Here is a 23,209-nt window from a genome sequence, read left to right as displayed (position 1 = left end):
ATGAAAAAGATGATGAGCTCCTTACTCAGTGCGGTACTTATTCTATCTTCTATTCTCGTCGTGTTTACACTTCATCCAGGGAAGGCCGAGGCAGCAGTTTTTCCAATTAGCTCAAATCGCCTTCTTCAGGACGAGGACAATCCGAATCTATACTACTTCGTAGGGATGGTATATTACGAGGTTTGGAAAAACAATTCGGGGCAATGGACTGGCGGCGGCCATAAACCAGGAGATACAGTCGCAGTTGTAGATGGTGGAACATATGAATTTACGTTTGGTTCGAGCCGTAAGATTAAAGACATTAGAATTAAACCTTTTGATTTTAACTGGGAGCTTGCAGATGAGACATTTGAAACTTCGAGAACGGGAGAATTGGCTGTAAATCGCAAACAATACTATCAAGATGCCACTTCAACAAGGAGTTACAATAATTATAGAAACACGCCTGTTGTAGGCAAAGGAACAAATGTCGGGCAGAAGGAAGTTTTCGTGTTGAATGGGACTTTGGAAGCTGTAAAGCAGGTCGATAGGAGGCTTGAAGAAGAAACTGAAAACGGCCAAATTTTCGGAGAGAATGTAGAAGGTTGGCGTTATTTCTTTCCTACACTGTTCACGATTGAACTTGAACCAGAAGAAGGAAAAGCCATCGTCCAACACTGGACGACGACGGGGCAAAGACTAAATAACGTAGATGGATTTCAGGATCGGGAAGAGAAGCTTGAGAAAAACGTAGACTATAGATTCACCCACACACCAGGCACCGAGGAATATACATACGTTGGCCATAAAAAAAGTACGGTCGAACCTCCAAGCGGTGGAGAAATTACGCCCGGAGATCCGAGTGGCTTTAAGTATGATGCTACCTTCCCTATTTACTATGTGAACTTTTACTATAAGAAAGAGGGGAATCCACCGCCGCCTGATCCGGAAATTCCTGAAGCTAGTTGTACAGCACCAACTCCTGGAACTACTATTGATGGACGATATATGGATCCAGTCGTAACAGCTAAAATCTCGGCTGATCGACGAGGCAGTGAACAATTTGACGTGTTACAAGGTATTCCAACATCAGAGAGCTTATATGGAAATATCCTTGCTCGAAACTACCTTGCTCAACATTCTTTCGTCCAGATGTCTGGGGTATGTACGTTTACAGTTAATGTAGAGAAGACTTGGACATTGCACTGGGATCCTGGTCAACCAGGTCCACCTGGACCGAATGGAGAACCAACAACAATTCCGGATCCTCAACAGATGCCTGAAACGGTAGTGCAACAGTATACAGTTGAAAGGCCTTATTCATATTGGGTGATTGATAACTTGGAAGTATATAAAATCGATGAAGGGCAGCTCAAAAATTACGCATTACCAGGTGATCAGATAAGTATCACTCCACAGGGGTATGAGCCTCCAGAATTTACAGTGGATCAAACAGGTGCTTTTTATCCGCCATCACCGCCAAATCCAATTGTTGCACCGCCAGGATCTTTCGGTGGAAGCTCTTATTCGAGCCCACCATCTCCACCAAGTGAAAACTTGCAGAGCGTTGCTGAAGAAGGTGTTAAGAAGGTAGAAGTGACGAATGATTCACTTGTGTTTAACGGAGCTACTATCATGAGTGGCTGCCGTGTTGATGAAAGCGGACCAACGCCGAGAACAATTCCTGAGCCGCCTCAAATTAATGAAAACGTGTTGTATAAGCCTGGGAACATTATCAGTAGTAGTAAGACTAACCGAGAAAATACAACAAGTTCTGGGACAATTTACTATGGTCTTATGGAAGGAAATATTAACGGTGGTAGTAATAAGAATTTCCCGATATACGGGATAAATACAGTAACCGTTCATACTCCTGTTGTAAACTACTCTTCGGTAACGGATGACCGCGAACATAATCAGAAGACGAACCCGAACTATAATCGTGCTGCATTCATATTGGATCGACCATTTACAGTTCGGATACCAACGAATGGACAACATAGGAACTATCCGGGTTACGGTAATCGTGATTACGCAAAATATTTCAGAACCAAGCAAGTCCAGTTTCCATTCGATGTTTATAACAGTAGCCGGACACAATTTTATCCAAAGAATACCTGGATTGATATTCCTGTGAATCAGCTTGATACAGAATTTTTCCTCCCAGTATGGGTTGATGAAGGTGATTATCAGGTGTATTTCAGGAACATAGCTGAGAACGCTCCTCCAGAGTTACCATATCAGTATGATGCAAATCTTGACTTAGTGAACCACGTAGCTGTCGATGAAGTTTCCGTCGAAGTGATTGGCCGGCTGTACGATTTTCAAGTAACTGATATAGCTGATTACAATTGGGAGTCCGTTTTCCGAACACAAATAGGAAGCACACTACCTACAGGTTTATCATATTGGGTTGGAATGAACGGCATAGATGGTGCTCCTCGTGGAAACTCCGAGCAATATACTTTGCCAATTCTTCCTGGTAGTCATCCTGCAGAGGGTTATAAAAATGTAGCTGTGAAAACCGGTTATCACTTCAAATTCGATTTTAAAACTAAAGGAAATATGTTCGGCAAAGAGGATGGAATACGAATTACTCCGACGTTCCACTTTGTATCTAAAGATGGTCAGTATCGCTTTCCAGTAGATCTTTATTACAAAACCAATGAGAGTAATTTTGTGAAGATTGGATCAGAAGAAGATAAGGTACAGCGCTATGTCATTATGAATGATCGACTTCGAAATGTGCCTGCAGAAGAAATGATCGATACGGCCAGTTTTAAGTTCGATAATTACTTTACAACGGGGCAACTTGGATCGATGACGAAGCAGGAGTACACGGAACAGTTTATAAGTAAAGATGCCAAGCAAAAAACTCCAGTTGGTGGCTATAATCTCCTGCTGCTTCCAGAGCAACTACGTACCTTTATAGGTCCTAAAACAAACTTGCCAGCTTCTGTGAACGTCCAACGTGCGAATGCAGCTGTTCAGAATTGGTATGGGGAGTACAGCTTACCTGCAGAACCCTATGTGGTAGAAGCAGGGACAGATATTGCTGAGTATGGACGTACACACGGAGGGCTCGATGATAATTCTCCAATATTCTTTAAGAATGGCTATATCATCGTGAACTTTGATATCGAAACCATTCGTAACGGTGATCTAAACAACCCACATTTGCAATACATCAATGCGCCGTTAATGAATCAATGGCAATTAGAAGGATATCAGCGAATTAAGTTTGACTCCTTTGGTAACAGATTTACTTTACAGGATGGAGACGTTGTATTCTATCATGCCGATTTATCAAGTCGAGATGACTTTAGTCCGCAGGTTCCATTCTAACATTTCAAAAATGGTTTTACAGGGAAGGGTAGCCCCCTTCCCTAAAACTCTTTCATTTAGGGGGGATTAAGTGTCACTCTCACAATCAGTTATAATGCTGCCGCTTTTGTATATAATGTGGAATCTAACTAGAAGAATGCCTAAACGTAAGAACTCAAGTACCAATATTCAATTGACCATTATAGTAGTTGTAACTAGTGTGTATCATATTTTATCCCTTTTTGGTGCATTTGATGGCCAGACATTGAGAGCACAAATCTTAGGTGACGTACTATTCGTTTGTACCTTGTTTAGCTTTTACCAGTTATCTAACACGGTACTGCGATGGGAGCAGTCGGTGGTTTATCTAGGATGTGGAGCAATTGGACTAGCTGGTCTACTGATTCCGTTTCCTGCGATTCAGCCTATGTTATCAATTGTGTTAGCGACAGCTGCATGGTATTACCTAGCTGCAGCTATGCATAACAAAGCAAAGTCTTCAATTATCTTATTTATACTCTCTAAGATAGTCGTAATCCTCGGGTTGTTTATAGGAAATAGTCCACCTTTAGAGATAATTATCATTCTTCTATATATTTCTTCTTACACAGTAATCATTTCGTATATCGTCGATTACTTGATTCAATTAATTCGTGATACATATGAATCATCTATACAGGATCCCTTAACCGGACTATACAATCGTAAACAGTTCACGACATTTGTCACTAGAAGCGTAGACAAAAAAGTTGATGCACATTTAATTTTTCTGGATATTGATAATTTCAAACTGTTAAATGATACGTTCGGACATAAAAAAGGTGATGTGGTTTTAAAGAAAGTTTCATCAATCCTTATTGAGGAATTAGAAGGAGTAGGTGTTGGAGGAAGATACGGGGGAGAAGAATTCGTCGCTTTAATTATAGAGTCGAATCTGAATATTTCCGAGCTAACAGAAACCATCCGTTCTAGGGTGGAAAATGAGGCATCGTTTGATACGAAAGAGGGGATCTACTCAATCACTGTAAGTATAGGGTTTAGTACATTTGTTGAAGGTCTATCTGCAGACGAATTAATCAAACGAGCTGATGACGCTATGTATGTTGCAAAAAAGACAGGGAAAAACAGAGTAGTCGTATACGGAGATCATGAAGCCTTGGCATCAAGAGACGTCAGTGAAATTAATACAAAAGTAGGTGTAAGTTAATGGTTAACGTAGTGGACCCATCGCCTAAGATGAATGAGCAGGCTTTAAAGAGCTACTTGATGATTATTGATGCACTTTTCTACTGTATAAAATTGAGAGATGAACAAACCGCTAACCATTCTGTCTTGATGGCTCATTATTCATATAAACTCGCTCAGATCCATGACTCTAAGCAATCAATGCTATACTATGCCGGTTCTTTAATTCATGATTTAGGGAAGATCGCCATGGGGGACGATATTTTAAAAGGGAACGGAGTCCTTTCGACCAAGGATAAGGCATGTTTATCGGAACACGTACAAAAGGGAATTAAGCTAATAGAAAGCTTTGAACTCCCATCAGCGATTAATAATATAGTCGATTACCACCATGAACGCTTTGATGGAAGTGGATACTTAAAAGGATTAAAGGGTAAACAGATCCCCTTAAGTGGACGGATAGCTGCTATAAGCGATACATTTTCCACGATCATTGGAGGCAGGCCATACCAATCTCCATTAAGTGCTGTTTGTGCAACTAAAATAATGGAGGAAGAATCTTATCTTTTTGATGCTGCCATCCTCCGATCTCTCATCGAAATAGTAGAACAGGAAACCAAGTATAATCAATCTGTTTCTACAGTCAAAATTCCCTGGAGTCAACTTTTCATAAATCCTAAGAATTAAATAGTACTTTTCAGAAGAAAATAATTGATACTAATATATATGTATATTAGTATATTAACTAACATACATACAATTAAAAGGGGGTGAAGTATCAGCTTTGATCGAGAGTAATATTATTTGTCTTGCAATTTAGATTAATTAGATTTCTTTAAAATTTTTAAGGGGAAAAAGCATGCTAATATTCGGCTATTTTGCACTTATTAACACTGTTGGCTTGTTCATCATGTGGTACGACAAGAGCCAGGCAATTATAAGAGCACGGAGAGTTCCAGAAAAGCGATTATTCGCAATCGCGGCCTTGGGTGGGGCAACAGGCGTATGGATGGGGATGTACCTTTTTAGACATAAAACAAAGCACCATCTTTTTAAGTTAGGTATCCCGTTACTTATTATCATGAATCTCATATTACTCTTAATACTTTCAACGAAAGTCATATTTAACTAAATACAGATTATGTAGGTGGATTAATTGGAGTTACAAAATTTAATAACAATCATTTTAATCGTATTGTCCCTAGCAATTGTATGTTTCTTGCTATTCAAAACTTTAAGGGAGAATAAATTTCGACATGAAATAAAATCCACAGAAAAAAAACCAGTAAATACTCTTAGTCATGATAGCCCTAACCAGATATACAAAAATATTGAGCTGTTTCATGAGGATATTAAAGTGAATATCGAGGAAATTCGTGTCCAAGATCAAGGTGTTTTTATCATCGTCAGAAAGAATCGTTCTGGCCGCATTGTGGGATCTGAGGAAGATAAGGTTTGGTGTCAGTACAAGCAGACAGGAAATAACACCGCGGAACCCAAGACGCTTAGAAATCCTATGGCAATGACCAGAATACATACTTTTGTGCTTGCTAAGAACCTTGAAAGCATTGGTTTGCCAATGTGGGTACAAGGGATCGTTGTATTTACTCATCCCCAAGTTGAATTAGAGGTGAGTTTAAAAAGAAATTCAAATACAGCTGTGCTAACCACTGAGAATCTGGAAAGTTTCATTCGCGATTATCAACCTAGAAACACTATTAATACTGAACAATTAGATAAAGTAACAAATTGGCTCAACATGCTAACTACAAAAAAAGATGAGACGCTGTTAATTACAGGTAGTTAGGGGCTTACTCCATCTAAAGGTAGCAGAAGAATAGAGGAGATGACGAAGTGAAAAAATCTAGCTGGATGTTAGGAATCTTATGCTTTTTTTTCTTTATGGTTATAGGAAATACTCATGTCGAAGCACAAGAGTATGTTAAGTTCCTTTTGTCTCCAGTTAAAGAGATAGAACAATCTACGGGTTTTTACAGAGATACTGTAAGTGGAGGAGAATCAAAGACCTATGATTTCTATCTACAGAACTTAAAAGAAGAACCGTTAGATGTTTGGGTTTATCCTGCAGATGCTAAACCAGGTGTTAATGGTGGCAAACTGTTCTCAGGTAAAGATGAGGAATTAGCATCAGTAGGTTCGTGGATACAACCTGCAGAACCTTTTAAAGTATCTCTTAAAGCGAAAGAGAAGAAGAAGTTAAGTTTCACAGTGAATGTTCCAAAGAATATCGTTCCTGGACAGTATGTAGGAGTAGTGGCAGCAGAGGAATCTTTAGATAATTCTGAAAGGAGAACACCCGAGGTGAACTCGACTAATGCTGTCATGTTGATTGAGAAGGCTCAAAGAATAGGCGTACAGATCGTTCTTGAAAATCAAGTTGAACAGTCTAAGCACGAAATGAGCATCGACGATTTCAAACATGAGTACATAGCTAACGGTTTTTCTCAATTTACTGTAAAGCTTACTAACAAAGGAACTATTTTAGAAAGGCCTCACGGTGTCCTCCAAGTAAGAGACTCTCAGGGTAATGGTATCTTTAGTGAGAGTTTTAATAATCAACCATTAGAGAAGTCCATCTATGCGGGTACGACAGCAGATATGGTCTATACGGTACAAGATAAAGTTTTGCTTCCTGGAGAGTACTCCGCAATTTTTGAAGCTAATTATAGCGCAGACAAAGTAAGTGGAACATTTAACTTTACCATAACCGAAGCGGAAGCACAGAAATCTCAAGACGCATTGAACTATGCAGGAATATTACAAAAAACAGGAATCTGGGATTGGATAAAAAATAATCTGGCCTTAGTTATTGTAATAGGGATCTTAATTCTTGTATTTATTATTGGTTTCTTCATCTTGCTTTTCCTCCTGCTTAAGAAGAAAAAGAAAGAAAAGGATGAGAAGTCTCTTAAATCTAAGCTTGCCTCACATCAGTTTTCAGCCTCAAAGGGGACTAACTAGAAAAACTGTCCTGAAAGGAGGTGAGCAAGATGTAAGCTTAGGATTTACTAGAACAAATACATCTGAAGGAGTGAACAGGAGATGAAGAAAGTCTTAGCAAGTATGCTAGTAATGGTATTAGCTTTACCTCTAGCAGCTTCTGCACAAGAAATTGAGAAGGAGATTGCAGTCACAGGCGGAAGTCTACAATTCATCCAAAGCCGTCTAAGTTTTAACAATATTACTCTATCATCAAGGGATAATCTAAAATCACAAGCGGTTTCGACCCTTAGAGCAATTGATGATAGAGGCAATGGGGCTGGCTGGGCATATAGTGTCGCAGCTACAGATTTTATCACTACTATGGACGGCCAAGAGTTTAAACTGCCAGCTAGTATCGTACAATTCACTACAACTCTGAAAAATACCATTTCCGGTGTACCGATTGATTTTACGCAGGGCGGAGAGATTGCAGAGAACAAGGTTCTTTCGTCTGTACCTAGCACTATTGTTTCCGCAGATGTAGGTAAAGGACAAGGAGCGTACGATTTTGAGGTGAATTACACCCTGAGCTTACCGAAGACTATGACAAGTAGTGCTGGTGCAGAGATCGGGGTTATAGCTGGAACATATAGGTCTGTATTTACATATACAGCGACTTCAGGTATTTAAGGAGGGGTGACTGAGTTGCAAAATAATCAGGAAAAAGAAAAAAAACAGATACGGATTGGATGGAAGAGGAGTGTAATCGGAACGCTGGTGGTTGCACTATTAGCGGGAACGTACTCCTTTGCAGAACTGGGACCTAAAGTGCAAGCTTCGGAGTATTCAAAGATTCTGAGTATAGAGCCATACGTTTCAGATGTCTCTGGTGGGCTTGCTGTGGCTTATGAATTTAAGCTGGATGATGGTAAAAGTCTTCACCTCAATATGAATAGACCGGACCAAGTTACTGTCTTTGACAGTGGCATGAAGAAAGTCAGAAGTTATACCGGAGGTAATAGTGTTTATATTACGCGATCCGGAGAACTTTACCAAGGATCCCCCGCAGTTAAAATGCTAGATGGGGTAAAGGATTTTGAAGTTATTAAGCGCCCCACTACCTATTCTAACTTCGTAAGCTACTTTGCTTTGATGGAAGAAGGAACAGTATTGGCCTGGGGGAGAGGAATAGAAGGGCAGTTGGGTATTGGTAGTAAAATAGACAAAGTTGTGCCTACAGAAGTTGTTAATCCTGCTACTGGCGACCCTTTGGAAGGTGTTCAAAAGATCTATAGCATATCGTCAGAGAGTGTAATTCTAGTTACGAATAATAAAGTCTATCTTGTAGGTCATGCATTTTATACAAGCTCTCGTACTAATGCTATACCTATAGATGTAACTAAACACTTTCCTGCTTTCTCTAATGCATCTGAATTTGAGATGAAAGCTATAGAAGGTTTTAATTATATTAACGACCCTTACTCCACTGGCGCTGCTACCCAGCATTCGGAAGCATCTAGACGTGTGTTTACAGTGAAAGGACAATCAGTCTCATTTACAGATTTCTTAGCTTATGATATTAAGAAAAGTTCTTATGATGTGGGCGAATCAGGCACCGTTGGTACATTGAAACCTTTGCCTGCCGGAGTGCAAGTGGAGAACCTTAGAAAGATGGCATCTGCAGGGACAAAGCCAAACTTCAATAGCAAGAACATCTCAACAGGTTACCTGAATCTTGATAATGGTAATCTTGAATATTGGGGTACTCCTATCAATAGTTGGAATGCTTCAGAAACCACTTTTTCTTCAACAAGAACTCAAATTGCTACCGGAGTATCAAAGGTATGGGCAAGTATTGCTGGTACCCTAATATTCCAGAAACCTAACGGTTATTTGTACGGGTGGGGGACTAATTATGATGGTTTGTTTGGAACACAGGATCGGAACGTCACTTCCCTTCCTGTTCGTCTAACCGGTCCGTCCAACGAGATCAAAAATATTAAAGACTTTGCTATCAAAGGAAATGGAACACAACAGATGTTCGCTTTGAAGGATGACAACACAGTTCTGACATGGCAAAGTGATGGTAATATTACTGTTCTACCTAAAAAGTATCTTTCGTTCTTTAGTTTAAGACCTAATAACTCGATGGATACTTATGTATATGCTATAGACGAAGACGGCCAGTTAGGGTATTTTGACAATGCTTCGAACTGGCGAGTGGTGAATAATGCCCCGGTAGTTTATCCAGCAGATTATGTTGTACCAGAAACTGCTCCTGATAAACCTGTTTTATCGATTGCTTCGCAAGACAAGTTTGATCAGTCCGTAGTATCAATTAATTTTGGAACGACAGGTGATACTCCAACAAAACAATACCAAATCAATGGTGGGGGCTGGCTGGATTATACAGGTGAGATCGTCATCACTCAATCAGGTGATGTAACCATCCAAGCAAGATCTGCAGACAGTAAAGGAAATATCAGTCAAATTGGAGAGCTCACAATTACCAATAATCCAATCGTAATCACAGAAGGTCATCCAACGGTGGAAAAAATCTCGAAGGATGAATTCAAAGTAAGTGCATCGGCAACAGGCAGTACAAAAGTACAGGTTAGGGTAGATGGTGGAGATTGGCAAGAATTCAATGTAGATAACAACCTGTTACTGGAAACGGGAGACCATACCGTTGAAGTTCGTATGCTCAATTCACGAGGTGAAATATTAATTAATAAATCTTTCACCCTCACAGCAGATAGCCCATCGGTACCTGTAGAAGTGAACAAGCCGGTAGTTGTACAGAAGGGTTTAAACAGTCAGTATGGATTGGAATTAGAGATTCAGTTTGATCCAACAGAAGGAGATGCTTATTACTCTGTAGGTGGTGGTGATTGGATTCAAACAACAGGAGTCGTATCCTTATCCAATGATGTACACACGGTAAGAGCAAAAGTAGAAGCTGCTGATGGAACAGAAAGTGAAACTATAAGTTTTGTTACGTCAAAAGTAGATCCTAGGGTTACGGTTGAAAATGGACAACTTATCGTTGATCCGGGTATTTCATCTTCAGATCTTGAGGTTTACTACAAAGATGGCCAAGACGGAGGTTGGAACAAGTACATAGGACCGGTGGCATACGAGCCAGGTACTTACCAAATTTATGTTGAAGTCAGAAAAGTGTCTACTGAAGAAGTTGTTTACTCTGGAGGACCATTCACCATTGTTGTCCCAGGTGAAGGAACGAACCCGAATCCGGAACCAACACCGAATCCTGGAGGACCACTAGAATCCATTACTTCTGAAGATATAGATTTTACAGTTATAGGTGGAGGGCTAAATTCCCGTTTTGAAGGTGCGGATCTTTCAACCATTGTCATTGATAGCACTAGACCTTACCAACAGATCAATTCGGTAAGTAGAGCGCTTATTGAGGACTACAGAGGTAATGCGAAGGGATGGCAATATAGTCTCGATGTGAAGGATTTTGTTTCAGATCCTTTAACGGATAACTCGTTGAATACTAAAGACTTGATAGTTAGTATTCCAGCAAGCTCCTTATCTGTAGATGTTAAGAATAGTAATACATTGTCTGGTCCAGAAGCCCAATTATCTAGTGTTGGGAAGAAAATATTTACAGGAACCCAGTCGGAAGTGTTGGCATCAGCTAAGGAATTTGAAGGTATGGGATATTATGAAATACCTTTAGACTTTACGCTAAGCATTCCGGATAAAGTGAAAATTGAATCTGCAGGTACAAGAAGTAAGTTCGTTCCAGGGGAAGAAACCGGATTGATGGCCGGGACTTATCGATCTGTATTTACGTTTACCTTAACATCTGGAATTTAATAAATAATTGGGTAATAAGCTATTTTATAAAATAATATTATAAATCCCTCTTGGTATTTTCCAGGAGGGATTTTTCATGCGTACTCTGGTTATTTCTATGTTTGTAAGACACTGCGACTATATGAACTGATAATATTTATATATTTATTTAAATATGGGGAGATCAGGAATGAACCGTCCTCTAGATAGCTGGAAAGAATATCGTTACCATCTGAATTACATGAAACATTAGATATACATAGTGGGAATTCTGTAGAGTATTTCGTTGAATGCCAGCCTCGATTGTCGCCAAAACGGTGAAGGAAAGTCAGTTTTTCGGATAGCTTTCTAATAAATACTCATAATCCATTTACACCTAGGCTGTTGCATCTCCGAGGTTATCAAAAAATGATAAGACAACTGATCGAGGAGTGAGAAAAGAGACTTCTAGAAACTTTGGTGGTTTACAAACAAATGCAATGACTGTTCTGAAGATTTAAGAAGGGAGTTGTAATACTGTCATCATATGTGTGGTATAGAAAAAATGAAGGGCTGCTGATTACATCACTACCATTTTACCGGTATCTACCTTGAGTTGCTATGTGAGCTTCTTTTCAATTTGATGTATAAGCACTACCATGATTTAGCATACTAAATCCAACTGATTCCTTATGATGGAAATACCTGTGCTATCCTTGGCAGGATACTAGCAGGTTGCAGTTTGCAACAAGCTACCTTGAGCCAGTCCACTAAGAATCCGACCGGCCTCTAACTGAAAACCGATGACGGATAGGAAAACATAAAAGAAAGGATGGAAGGCGGCTTTCCATTGCGATGAATAGCAGGATATAACGAACTTGAAACGTAAAAGGTTCCCTATGGCTTAGTAGAAGCGTACTGACAATAAAATTGCAGCACAATAACCTAATAAAGGAGCAGTACAATGCGTCAAAGTTCAGTTAAAAGGGATAGTATTATTACATTTGGTATTTCGTTTGTCCTTTTCGTCTATGAAGTTTTTCTCTCCCGATTTTTTTCGGCTATTTTAGCCTACAATTTTGTCTTTATAGCCATTTCACTTGCTACACTAGGAGCTGGATTTGGAGGTTATGTGGCATACAGATCAGGTGTCGCAATATATCGTGCTTGTTATTTATGGCTTGGTATGTTTGCTTTCGCCATGCTTTCAGCTGTATTTATGATGTATATTCTCCCCTTCAGAGGAATGTGGTTTTATACAGTCGCAGCTTTTCCACCTTTTTTAATTGGAGGGGCACTAATTGCAGCTATTTTGCAGGCAAACTATCGTCAACTGCATGTCGTTTATTTCTCGGATTTAGTCGGTGCTGGTTTAGGAGCAGTTTGTTCTGTTTGGTTTATGAACATTCTTGACCCTGTTCAGACTATTTTTCTATTGGGAACTGTAGTCCTACTCATTAGCTTTGTTCTAATTGTAAAACATTCTTCTTTACGTTTGAAGATCATTTACATCCTAGTACTTATCATAGCAATTTATAACATCATAGAGCCTTATAACAAAGAAATGATTTTTCGTGCTTTTACAACGAGCCCTAACCATGTATTTAACAATAGAAGCGGTGTAAAATCCGTTTTCTCCGATTGGAACTCCCTCGCTAAAACCGATGTTTATGATGCTGGAGACGGGGAATTGCTTTACATTACCATCGATGGGGGAGCTGTTTCTCCAATTTCAAAATATACAGGAAATTTAAAACAAGTAGATTATTTAACCGGAACAACCAGTTACCTTGCTTTTCAAGATATTCTTAAGGAACGCGCATTAATTATTGGTGCTGGCGGAGGCCAAGAAGTTCTTACTGCCCAAATTGCTGGATTCAAACAAATTGATGCCGTTGATATTAATGAGGGCAGCTTTAAAGCTGTGCAAAAAATGTCCCATTTTTCTGGAGATGTCTTTCATCAAAAAGGGGTGTCAGCGTTTGTCTCTGACGGAAGAACCTTCATCCGACAGACGAAAAACCAGTACGATGTTATCTATTTGTCACTCGTTAAGAAAGAATCGGAAAACGGTTTGGGAATTGCTCTGACGGAAAATTACCTCTTTACGCAAGAGGCTATTGAAGAATACATAAAAAAGCTTAACCCTGGTGGAAGGCTTGCTTTTCTTTTACATGATGAAGCTGAAATGCTGAAGGTCGAAAATGCTGCTGAGAAGGTATTACAGGCTCGGGGTGTACAAGAAAGCAAGACCCATGAACATATGGCAGTTATCGGTACTTATCATCATCTTGGTCATATAGTTTGGGGCATGAATAAAACAGTAATTACTAGACCACTGCTTATTATTAGTCAAAACCCTTTTACCGAACAGAATGCAAGGCAATTAAAAACAGAGGCTGAGAATATCCAGCAGATACCACTTCATGTTCCTTTTATAGCTGATCGACTAAGCACAATTAAGGATTATTTAAAAAAGGATAATCTTGATCTTTTATCTAATCAGGATGACAAGCCTTTTTTCTATCAAAAATCGAAGGGAGTTCCTAATTCTTTGCTCTGGTTACTTGCGTGTGTATTTGTCATTAGTTTATTATTTATTCGAAAAAAACGCTTACCTTATGGAAGCATAGTTTATATTTCTGGTATAGGGATCGGTTTTATGATCATTGAAACCACGCTTATTCAAAGACTCATCCTACCGTTAGGCCATCCAATATACGCATTTGTACTTGTACTAAGTGTATTGTTAGTCAGCGGGGGAATAGGAAGTATGGTTTCTTCTCACTGGTCATCCAGTCGCTCTAGGCGATTTTCACCTCTATTGTGGGTAGCTGTTCTAACGATTGGCCTTAATCTTTTGATTTCTTGGTACCAAAAAGAAATGATTTATTTACCGCTTCTAATCCGGTTAATGTTAGGAGTAATTGTTTTAGTTCCGCTTGGTTTTTTTATGGGTATGCCGTTCCCGTTCGGACTCTCATTGCTTTCTAAACGACAAGTATCTATAAGCTGGGCAATTAATGGCTTGATGACGATTGCGGGTTCCCTTCTCGCAGTTTTAATTTCTATAAACCTAGGGTTCACGGCTACGTTAGTAATTGGTGCGTCTGTATATGGCCTGTTGTATTTATTTCAGCCTCGTTTAAACATGGAAGGGTAAATGAAGTGCCCGCTTAAGTTATTATGTTTAAACTAGCCCCAAATATGGACAATTTGATTAGTGACATGTATCTTGATGTAACCATACGTTGAGGTGAAACCCTTTTTAGGAGGGGGTGGCTAGTGAATTATTTTCAACCATGCATATGATATATCCATCAGTGTCTTCAGTACGTCAGGAAATGATGTCTAAGCAAATGAATTAAATGATGAATATGATGAGGGATCATGTAATGATCACCAATGAAATTAAACGAACAGTAGATATCATAAACGAAAGATGCAGGATATTTAACTGTAAATAACGATATATTTCACATTTTTACATTTTACCTGCAAAGTTTAGATACATTTCTAGCGATTTCTGGTTTATGGTCAAACCAAGATGATCAGAAAGTTTCGTTACTTTGCTTATATTCCTTTTAATTTTAACTCCATGAGAAATCAAAGAAAGAGACCGTCTAAATAGCTGCTTTCATACCCAGTTTTATACACACCAATACGTACTTCACTAAAGGAGGATGTATGATGAGTGAGGTAGTTGGGGAGCGAATGCTGGAGGAGAATTGGTGCAATGTTAGCCTTATTTATTTTGCTTGTTACTGTTATCATTGCTGGGACATTTAGCTGATAAAAGTACGTACACCACAGGGGAGCACAATCAATTCTTATAAGGAACACGGTTAAAGAAAAATAAATTATAAAGTAATTCGAGTGAACATTTTTAAATATGGTCCATATAATAGTATGGTGAAGTTAAAGACTGAGGAGAGGACTGTGTAAACATGAATAGCACAAATCAGATAAAACAAAAGCAATTGGTTTGTATTGCAGTAATATTTCTTTTAATTGCAAATGGTTTACGTATTTATAAAGCCTATTTGATTCAATCTGGGGTTGGTAGGCTATAGTTGTAAGGAAAATAAATTTCTCTGAGGTGAATTTGTAATAATGTAATTACTATGGTTAAATAGTTTAATTAAGTTAATGAGTTATCTAGTTCACCACGTAACAAGAGGAAAATACAAAAAAAATTATGAAATAGTAAAGTACAGTATTTTTTTGATGGCTGGCTCATCAATGTAAGAAAATGAGATCATCATTATAAAATGACTCCCATCATACCCTCCCATGATTCCTTCTGTCAATCCACCAGTACAGTCATTAGACCACTGATATTCCGGTAATAACTTCTACTAAGGCACCGATTAAAATTGAAATCATACCTAAGTGGGAACAACTTATGGAAGCTGTAGCATAAACAATCAACTTTTACAAATCACGGGGATAACATGTTCGGCTAATGCCTATTGAATTGTCGGTAAATGTTTAATTTCACCTTAGAAGAAAGTTAACTATCTTCGATATAAAAAGAAATGATAGAGTAATTTCCAAAAGTTCGCGAATTCTTTTACTGTACCATATCCCAGTTTCTTAATCGTTTCTTCCAGCCACATGCAAACAAGGGTATACAAAATGTATATGTCAACACCAGATAGAAGATAATGAAAATACAGCTAATCGCTGTAACAGAGACGTGCGCAGCAAAACAAAAATTGCTTAATTTTCAGTCTTACTCTCAGTAAAAATGGACAGTGGGTTCACATTTTCTTTCACGTCGTGGATATATACATAATATAAACTTATCTTGGTAATTCTGTTCAGTTCTATCTAGGAGTATACATAATGGTAGTAGAAATAAATTGATATCTCTTAGGACTGCAGCCGATCAATTTTACAGTATGGATCTAACGATTGGTTTGTCCATTGGTGGAATGGATATGTCCGTTTCTTGTGTGTCCTGGTGATAATGTACCGGTGGATGATCAATGGCAGGAAGGGCTGCTGAGTCCATGTTAACTTGGGAGAATTAAGAGAGAAAAGCGCAGGGTCAAGAGCACCGCCGCGGCAACTTGGCAGAGGTATTAGAAGAAACAATCTCGACTTTTGTTATTACTTCCTCATGTGCACTTGGCATCTTGTTAATGGTGGCGAGCATCTGGAACAACCCATAAGTTCAACGCCGTTATACTTGACAAGACCGGTACGTTTAAAAAGTAAATTCCAAGCTTACCGATGTTGATTCGGAAGGTGATGAGATGACACTTTTTTGGAGCAACAAATTGCAGAAAAAATTGTTGAATACAGGAAAAAATATAGAGTTGCCTGGTACAGATTAATTTGAAGCTATTCCGGGTTTTGGAATCGAAGTCATTAACTTCTTAATATGATGGATCGAAATCACATTGATGGGTTTCTAAAAAAACTAACGTAAATTGGACATAATCACCCAATTTCTTTAGCAAAATTCTATCGTCTGAACTTATACCGGACAGTTTGAAGCTCGGAATTTTTAAAAAAGAAGCCAATTCGGAGTTGTAAACCGGAAGCCAATCTTTTGCGGTTAATACCCTCGTTGATACTCTAGGAACATGTAACTATTCGTGTTTAAGATAGGTCGATGCTTCTGCAATTTTCTTTGCAAAAGACAATGGCTCTTAAATTGAAGCGTAATGTGCATACATTAAATGTGGGTATCAAATAACCAATGATTATGGAGCGAAGTTATGATAATTCCGGCTCTTTGCAAATACCATGTGAAAGGATATACTTCTTCTTGTAACAACGCAGCCTCTCCTAAATTTAATGCTTTACCATCATTATCTAATGATTCAAAGGACCACTTGGAATGTAAAGACAATCCTGAATGACTTTGTCGTCCCAATATCTCTCTGAACATTCTTGCGATCTTTCTCAACCAAACAGACACCGTTCATAATGTTTAATTCGCCGCCTAAGATATTTGCTTATTGGCTGACAGTGACATTTACCATGAAATGAAATTAAGCCCAAAGCAAAAAGAGGATCATTTGAGCCTCCTTTTGCAGTTAGTGTTTGTTTTACACAGCGTTATCCCTTAAGAAGTTTGGCGTTAATTGCTACGACAATAGTACTCAGTGACATCAGTATAGCCCCAATCGCTGGGTCTAGGACAATTCCGACGCCATATAATAGACCGGCAGCAAGTGGAATAGCAATAATATTATAACCACTGGCCCACCAAAGATTTTGTATCATTTTATTGTAAGCTTTCCTGGATAAGTTAAGAATCGAAACGACATCATTAGGATCACTTCTTACCAGTACAATATCTGCTGTCTCAATAGCGACATCAGTTCCGGCGCCAATAGCAATACCTAAATCCGCTTTTGCTAATGCTGGAGCATCATTCACGCCATCCCCTGTCATGGCAACCATATAACCTTCATTTTGAATTTCCGTAATTTTATGAGCCTTTTGATGTGGGAGTACTTCTGCATATATCTCATCTAATTGCAAGTTTTCGCCAACCCATTTGGCGACTTTTTTATTATCCCCCGTCAACATCATTGATTTAATTCCTAACAATTTTAAACTTTCTACAGCGTCCTTTGCGCTCTCCCTGACTTTATCGGCCAGGGCAATTAGACCAGCATATTGGTTATCAACAACGGCAAAGATAACCGTTTTTCCTTGCGAAGACAATTTATTATACTCCTTAATAGGATAATCTACTTTTTGATCCTCCATAAAGCCAGGGCTAACAACCAAAACATACTTACCCTTAACATTTCCCTTAAGTCCTTTCCCTATCAGTGCTTCAAAAGATTCTGGTTCAAATATTTTTATTTCACGGTTTTTCACTTCTTCCACTACACCCTTAGAAATAGGATGTTCAGATTGAGCTTCTAGGGAGCCCACAAGAGTAAGAATTTCAGTCTCTGTATATCCCGAGGCAGGTAAAATATCGGTTATTCCAAATCTACCTTGAGTTAGTGTTCCTGTTTTATCAAATACGACAGCGTTCAATTTTCGAGCTTCTTCAAAGGCAGTGCGGTTACGTATCAATAACCCTTTTTTCGCTGCTATTGCGGTGGTAGTAGATACAACAAGAGGTACAGCTAAACCCAAAGCATGTGGGCACGCAATAATCATGACAGTTACCATTCGCTGTATTGCGAAATTAAAACTGTAACCTAATGAGAGCCACACGAGTAAGGTTGTTAACCCAGCACCTAAAGCGACATAAAACAACCATTTTGCTGCACGATCTGACAAATTTTGAGTTTTAGATTTAGATTCCTGGGCTTCCTTAACCAGCGAAATAACTTGGGATAGGTAACCCTTTTCGCCGCTATTAGTTACGGTTACAGTTAATGCTCCTTCACCGTTAATAGCTCCTCCAATAAGTCTATCTCCAGGATTTTTGATAACAGGGACAGATTCTCCTGTAAGCATGGATTCATCAAGCGATGATTGTCCTTTGACAACGATACCATCTACTGGAATTCGTTCCCCGGGTTTTATCAAAATTTTCTGATCTGGGCGTAACTCCGACACGCGTACTTCCTTGATGATTCCATCAACAGTAATAAGATGTGCTTCAGAGGGTATTAGTTTCACTAATTCCTCAAGCGCATTAGATGCACCTAAAATAGATTTCATTTCTAGCCAATGACCGAGCAACATTATAACAATAAGAGTTGCTAGTTCCCAAAAGAAATCTACATTAGTCAACCCGATGACGATTAATGAACTGTATACGTAAGCTACAACGATAGCTAGCGAAATTAACGTCATCATTCCTGGGTTCTTTTGTTTTAGTTCCCGATATGCACCAACTAGAAAAGGCCTACCTCCATAAAAGAAGACAAAGGAAGACAGTAGAAACAGCAGGACAGTGTCATATGGGAAACGCCAATTTACACCAATTGACATCTGAATCATGGGCGATAAAGCTATGATAGGAATGGTGATAATTAGTGAAATACAAAAGCGTCTCTTAAAATCATCTACATGATGACCGGCATGCTTATCCCCACTATGATGGTGCTCGGCACCATGCTTCTCACTTTCGTGCCCTTGCGTATGATTGTTCAGTGATTGATGTTTCACGCTTTTTTTGGGGTCATTATACATTGAATTCACCTCGTCATAGGATCTTTAGTGTGAAGTAATAGATAAGAAAGTAGGACTACATCACGTAGTATTTTTACCCATTAAGACTAAATTAAACATGTACAATGTATTTAGTTTAGATTTTTATTTGCATTCTTTTCACGAGGATACAATAAAGGAATTTTATAGGAGATGGAAAGATGCGATAAAATGCAAACTAATTTTAACTAAAATTATGTAATTTGTGTTCAATAACAAGACCAATATCTTATATTTTTATTAAGCTTTCTTCACAAATTCTACATAAATTTGGGTTATATAATATTCAATCCTACAAAAGGTTTCAAGTCCTAGTAAAGCAATGAGAAGATTTGGTTTCCGGATATTTTAAAACAGTTTGAAAGGTGATGATTGACACTAAAACATAAATCTTGGATTTTGTTCATGAACAATACCAAAATGTATTTGAAGAATACTGACCTTGTATGGTGGATCGATGGCAGGCATGCAAGGTAAACGAATAGCGTTTATGCACGAGAGACCGTGCCGATATTTATTATGAAGTATGTGCAGATGTGGTGAGGCTTGTTGAGGTAAAAACAAACTGAATAATCAACAATGTAATCTTTCTAAAATGAATGGAGGTTTGTATTGTTGAATGCACCTTTCCTTCCTTTATAGTAGAGTGAGTTAACTGATTCTGCATTTTGTAATCTGTCTCTTAGAGTTTTTTCATGGAAATTGAAATTAAATTAGTTACAAAATTGTTATTTATATATAATCAACAACTATAAAAAGAATGTGGAATTTTTCATTTCATTTTTCTAGATATTGCAGCGATTTGAATGAAAATTGTCATGAAATGAAATAAAAGATGGATTTGAAGGATGTGATTGACAACATATACGAAAATGTACTACATTATGTAGGGTTACAAAAAATTAATTTTTTTGCCTAGTTTCATTTTTGAAAACGGGGGATTCATTCTGAGTGAATTATTCTTGACTGGAAAGGATAAAGGGACCTTCTACCGAACTCTTAACTAACTCTTAACTAACTCCGTAGGCATCCGAAGGGAGAATATGTGTTTGAAGAAATTCATGATATCGTTAATTGGTTCTGCTTTAATTTTATCTGCCGGTGCGACCAATGCATTTGCTGATGATCAATCCAAATTGCGTTCAGAAGTAAGTCAAGTTGTAGGTACCCAGTACAAGTGGGGGGGGACTTCAGTTTCAAGTGGATTTGATTGTTCGGGATTTATATTATACATTTTTGATAAATTCAATTTGAATCTGCCTCGTACCTCAAATGCCCAAGCAAAAACTGGTACCCCGGTATCAAAGAATAATCTAAAACCTGGTGACTTGGTATTCTTTAATACAAGTGGTGCTGGTATATCACATGCGGGGATATATATCGGGAGTGGGCAATTTGCTCATTCTTCCAGCAGTAAAGGTGTAAGAATTAGTAGACTAACTGAGAAATATTACAAGGATCGATACGTTACAGCAAGACGTACCATCTCTAAACAAAGTTATACAAAAATGGTCAGTGTATTGCACTAATACGATTTGTAATTAAACAAGCCCAGGTAATTATGATATGATCCCCTCATAGTAGACAGAAAAAAGCAAGCACATTACTCTGTCTATTATGGGGGGATTTATTATGGGGGAAATTAGAAAAACGTATGATATAGCGTTCAAGAAAAAAGCGGTGGATTTATACTTGAAAGATGGCATGGGCTACAAAACGGTTGCAAAAGAGCTAGGAATCGATCACTCTTTGGTACGCCGTTGGGTGGAGCATTTTAAAATTGAAGGAATAACAGGGCTTAAAGAAAAATGTGGATTAGCAAAAGGTCCTGGTAAAGGTAGACCACGAACAAGAACTGAAGATCCTGAGACTAAAATAAAACGGCTTGAAGCTGAAAATGAATTGCTAAAAAAGCTCTTAAAGATGTGAAAGGTGGAATGGATTTAGTACCTTGTAACAAAAAGTTTGCTGTGATTGAGGAGTTGACCAAAAACGGATATAGCGTCCTCCTTCTTTGTCGACTCGCTCAAGTCTCGAGGAGTGGATATTACCGATGGATAAAAAGGCAAAAGTTCACCTCACCTAAGCAACTTGAGAATAGACAGATTAAAAAGAAGATAGCGGAATGCTATAAAGAGGTACGAGGAATTTACGGATATCGACGGGTCAGAGTATGGATTAAAAAGAAATACGGACTACGAGTAAATCACAAACGAATCCAACGATTGATGAACGGGATGGGGATTCAAGCGGTCGTCCGCAAGAAAAAACTTTATTATGGGAAACGAGAAGCCTATGTGATCTCGAGTAATCTTCTAAACAGAGAATTTAGAGCTTCAAAACCAAATGAGAAATGGGTCACCGACATTACCTATTTAATATTCAACGGGCAGAGACTATACTTATCAGCTATTAAAGACTTGTATAACAACGAAATTATCTCCTATCAGATCAGTCGAAGAAATGATCTCAAGCTTGTGATGGATACCCTCACAAAGGCAAGAAAAAAACAAAAAGTTGAAGGAATTCTCCTACATAGTGACCAAGGGTTCCAGTATACCTCTCGCCAATATAACCAACGTCTTAAAAGATACGGGATGATTGCCAGTATGTCGAGAAAAGGGAATTGTTGGGATAACGCATGTATGGAGAACTTTTTTAGTCATTTTAAATCGGAGTGTTTTAATCTATACACTTTTCGTACTAGTAAGGAAGTAGAGCATGCCGTCCAACGGTACATCCATTTCTACAACCACCAACGTTTTCAACAGAAACTAAACAACCTAAGCCCGTATGAATATCGGACTCAGGTTGCTTAATGATGCTTTTAAATTACTGTCTACTTGACAGGGGTCAGTTCATTACGGGTTTGTTTTTTACTATCTATTCTAGCTTTAGATATTTTTTAACAAAGTCTTTGTTAAAGAGGATGTATCATCAATAAAAATTATGCATTTGGACAACAACAGAAATATCAAAATCAAAAATTGACTAGTCCTAACAATTAGACTACAATTTGTAGTGTAATTGTTGTTAAAATATTGAATTCATTAAACTCCCCTCTGCTTTTAAACACTACATGCTTTTTTAGTTTAAAGGAAGGCACCCAGTCATTCTCCTAGTTACAACCGTTGTGGGTATAGAGTTGCACGTTACCATTTGGAATAAAACTATTCTATTACCATACAGATAATACCCAATTAGCTTTAGGTTTCTGAAATTAAAAGAATCAGCATTGTAGGTAAGGTTCTATGAGCTGTTTGTGTATTAATAGAGCCACCCTCACTAAGGCCACTATCTTGAAACTGAACACCTGCAACAGATCATTAAACAAAATGTAGATATAATCCGTTTAGTTTCTACGAACAAACCTTATTTAATAGGCTTAAACGCCATTAGTGCAGCGATTCGTTGGTAGTTCTATGACATTTACTGAATAAGAATGAGACTAGTAAGTATCTCTAATACTATTAAGCATGACTTATAGTTCTATCGCAGATATTATGATCGAACAAATTATAATAAGCGGCATTGGTAAATGGAATAATCTAAATCATGTTGTTGGTATGTTAAAGGATAACCGAAATTGAAATCGATAACTCAAGAAAATATGAACAATTTATTCGCATTGTGGCACCAGTTTTTATACCCGACCCGACTCGTTAAGTGGAAGCAGATTCTAAATCTAATTTGAAGATTCTTAAAGTTAGAACCTCTCATTTTGAAATTCTTCATAGACTTTTTATTAAATACTTTGTGAGAAAGTGATCATAAAATCTACACTTATACTGATTATAATAGAATATTATTTAATAATAAGTTAGGAGACTGATTA

At 38.2% G+C, this 23,209-nt stretch carries 14 protein-coding genes and 1 riboswitch; of the genes, 12 read left to right on the top strand and 2 right to left on the bottom strand.

All coding sequences use genetic code 11. From position 1 onward, the window contains the following. The 9 genes from BLW49_RS23515 (at position 1) to BLW49_RS23475 (ending at position 14,398) form a co-directional block, all read left to right on the top strand. Positions 1–3,324, top strand: a complete 3,324-nt coding sequence (locus BLW49_RS23515; RefSeq protein ID WP_090727238.1) for a DUF5704 domain-containing protein — start codon at positions 1–3, stop codon at positions 3,322–3,324. A gap of 70 nt (positions 3,325–3,394) precedes the next feature. Further along, positions 3,395–4,510 (top strand): GGDEF domain-containing protein, encoded by a 1,116-nt coding sequence (locus tag BLW49_RS23510; protein ID WP_090727237.1) that lies wholly within the window; start codon positions 3,395–3,397, stop codon positions 4,508–4,510. Next, the gene (locus tag BLW49_RS23505; RefSeq protein WP_090727235.1) at positions 4,510–5,175 is read left to right on the top strand and encodes an HD-GYP domain-containing protein; all 666 of its coding nucleotides are present in this window, start codon (positions 4,510–4,512) and stop codon (positions 5,173–5,175) included. The genes BLW49_RS23510 and BLW49_RS23505 overlap by 1 nt, the downstream gene beginning before the upstream one ends. Positions 5,176–5,347: 172 nt before the next feature. Continuing rightward, entirely contained in the window at positions 5,348–5,620 is a 273-nt protein-coding gene (locus tag BLW49_RS23500; RefSeq protein ID WP_090727234.1) for a DUF1294 domain-containing protein, read from the top strand. A 24-nt stretch (positions 5,621–5,644) separates the two neighbouring features. Continuing rightward, positions 5,645–6,295: a nuclease-related domain-containing protein gene (locus BLW49_RS23495; RefSeq protein ID WP_090727232.1), complete on the top strand. Its 651-nt coding sequence runs from the start codon at positions 5,645–5,647 to the stop codon at positions 6,293–6,295. A 47-nt stretch (positions 6,296–6,342) separates the two neighbouring features. Next, a complete protein-coding gene (locus BLW49_RS23490; protein ID WP_090727231.1) occupies positions 6,343–7,470 on the top strand; it encodes a COG1470 family protein in 1,128 nt (375 codons plus the stop codon). Positions 7,471–7,551: 81 nt separating this feature from the next. Continuing rightward, the gene (locus BLW49_RS23485; RefSeq protein WP_090727229.1) at positions 7,552–8,121 is read left to right on the top strand and encodes a WxL domain-containing protein; all 570 of its coding nucleotides are present in this window, start codon (positions 7,552–7,554) and stop codon (positions 8,119–8,121) included. 15 nt (positions 8,122–8,136) lie between these two features. After that, positions 8,137–11,277: an RCC1 domain-containing protein gene (locus tag BLW49_RS23480; RefSeq protein WP_090727228.1), complete on the top strand. Its 3,141-nt coding sequence runs from the start codon at positions 8,137–8,139 to the stop codon at positions 11,275–11,277. Between the two features lie 922 nt (positions 11,278–12,199). Then, positions 12,200–14,398, top strand: coding sequence for a spermine/spermidine synthase domain-containing protein (locus BLW49_RS23475; protein WP_090727226.1), 2,199 nt, complete (start codon positions 12,200–12,202; stop codon positions 14,396–14,398). Between the two features lie 2,523 nt (positions 14,399–16,921). Here BLW49_RS23475 and BLW49_RS23470 read toward each other — a convergent pair. Beyond that, complete coding sequence (locus tag BLW49_RS23470; protein ID WP_256209931.1) at positions 16,922–17,137, bottom strand: DUF1259 domain-containing protein; 216 nt, start codon at positions 17,135–17,137, stop codon at positions 16,922–16,924. Between the two features lie 170 nt (positions 17,138–17,307). Next, positions 17,308–19,356, bottom strand: coding sequence for a copper-translocating P-type ATPase (locus BLW49_RS23465; protein WP_090727224.1), 2,049 nt, complete (start codon positions 19,354–19,356; stop codon positions 17,308–17,310). Between the two features lie 920 nt (positions 19,357–20,276). After that, positions 20,277–20,419, top strand: a riboswitch (cyclic di-AMP (ydaO/yuaA leader). Between the two features lie 4 nt (positions 20,420–20,423). On the opposite strand from BLW49_RS23465, the gene BLW49_RS23460 reads away from it, so the two are divergent. The 3 genes from BLW49_RS23460 (at position 20,424) to BLW49_RS29545 (ending at position 22,193) form a co-directional block, all read left to right on the top strand. After that, a complete protein-coding gene (locus BLW49_RS23460) occupies positions 20,424–20,903 on the top strand; it encodes a C40 family peptidase (RefSeq protein ID WP_090727222.1) in 480 nt (159 codons plus the stop codon). 103 nt (positions 20,904–21,006) lie between these two features. Continuing rightward, complete coding sequence (locus BLW49_RS23455; protein ID WP_090727221.1) at positions 21,007–21,303, top strand: transposase; 297 nt, start codon at positions 21,007–21,009, stop codon at positions 21,301–21,303. Positions 21,304–21,311: 8 nt separating this feature from the next. Next, positions 21,312–22,193, top strand: coding sequence for an IS3 family transposase (locus BLW49_RS29545; RefSeq protein WP_090727219.1), 882 nt, complete (start codon positions 21,312–21,314; stop codon positions 22,191–22,193). Positions 22,194–23,209 lie beyond the last annotated feature (1,016 nt).

It is taken from the genome of Paenibacillus sp. PDC88, assembly GCF_900106725.1.
Classification (GTDB): Bacteria; Bacillota; Bacilli; order Paenibacillales; family Paenibacillaceae; genus Paenibacillus; species Paenibacillus shunpengii.
The sequence above is the reverse complement of the archived record's forward strand: the minus strand, read 5'-3'. Positions and strand labels throughout refer to the sequence as shown.

Bases quoted from the DNA above. Each gene is read 5' to 3' on its own strand.
- BLW49_RS23465 (WP_090727224.1), bottom strand. From the start codon at position 19,356: ATGTATAATGACCCCAAAAAAAGCGTGAAACATCAATCACTGAACAAT.
- BLW49_RS29545 (WP_090727219.1), top strand. From the start codon at position 21,312: ATGGATTTAGTACCTTGTAACAAAAAGTTTGCTGTGATTGAGGAGTTG.
- BLW49_RS23505 (WP_090727235.1), top strand. From the start codon at position 4,510: ATGGTTAACGTAGTGGACCCATCGCCTAAGATGAATGAGCAGGCTTTA.
- BLW49_RS23515 (WP_090727238.1), top strand. From the start codon at position 1: ATGAAAAAGATGATGAGCTCCTTACTCAGTGCGGTACTTATTCTATCT.
- BLW49_RS23475 (WP_090727226.1), top strand. From the start codon at position 12,200: ATGCGTCAAAGTTCAGTTAAAAGGGATAGTATTATTACATTTGGTATT.
- BLW49_RS23485 (WP_090727229.1), top strand. From the start codon at position 7,552: ATGAAGAAAGTCTTAGCAAGTATGCTAGTAATGGTATTAGCTTTACCT.
- BLW49_RS23455 (WP_090727221.1), top strand. From the start codon at position 21,007: ATGGGGGAAATTAGAAAAACGTATGATATAGCGTTCAAGAAAAAAGCG.
- BLW49_RS23470 (WP_256209931.1), bottom strand. From the start codon at position 17,137: ATGTTCAGAGAGATATTGGGACGACAAAGTCATTCAGGATTGTCTTTA.
- BLW49_RS23500 (WP_090727234.1), top strand. From the start codon at position 5,348: ATGCTAATATTCGGCTATTTTGCACTTATTAACACTGTTGGCTTGTTC.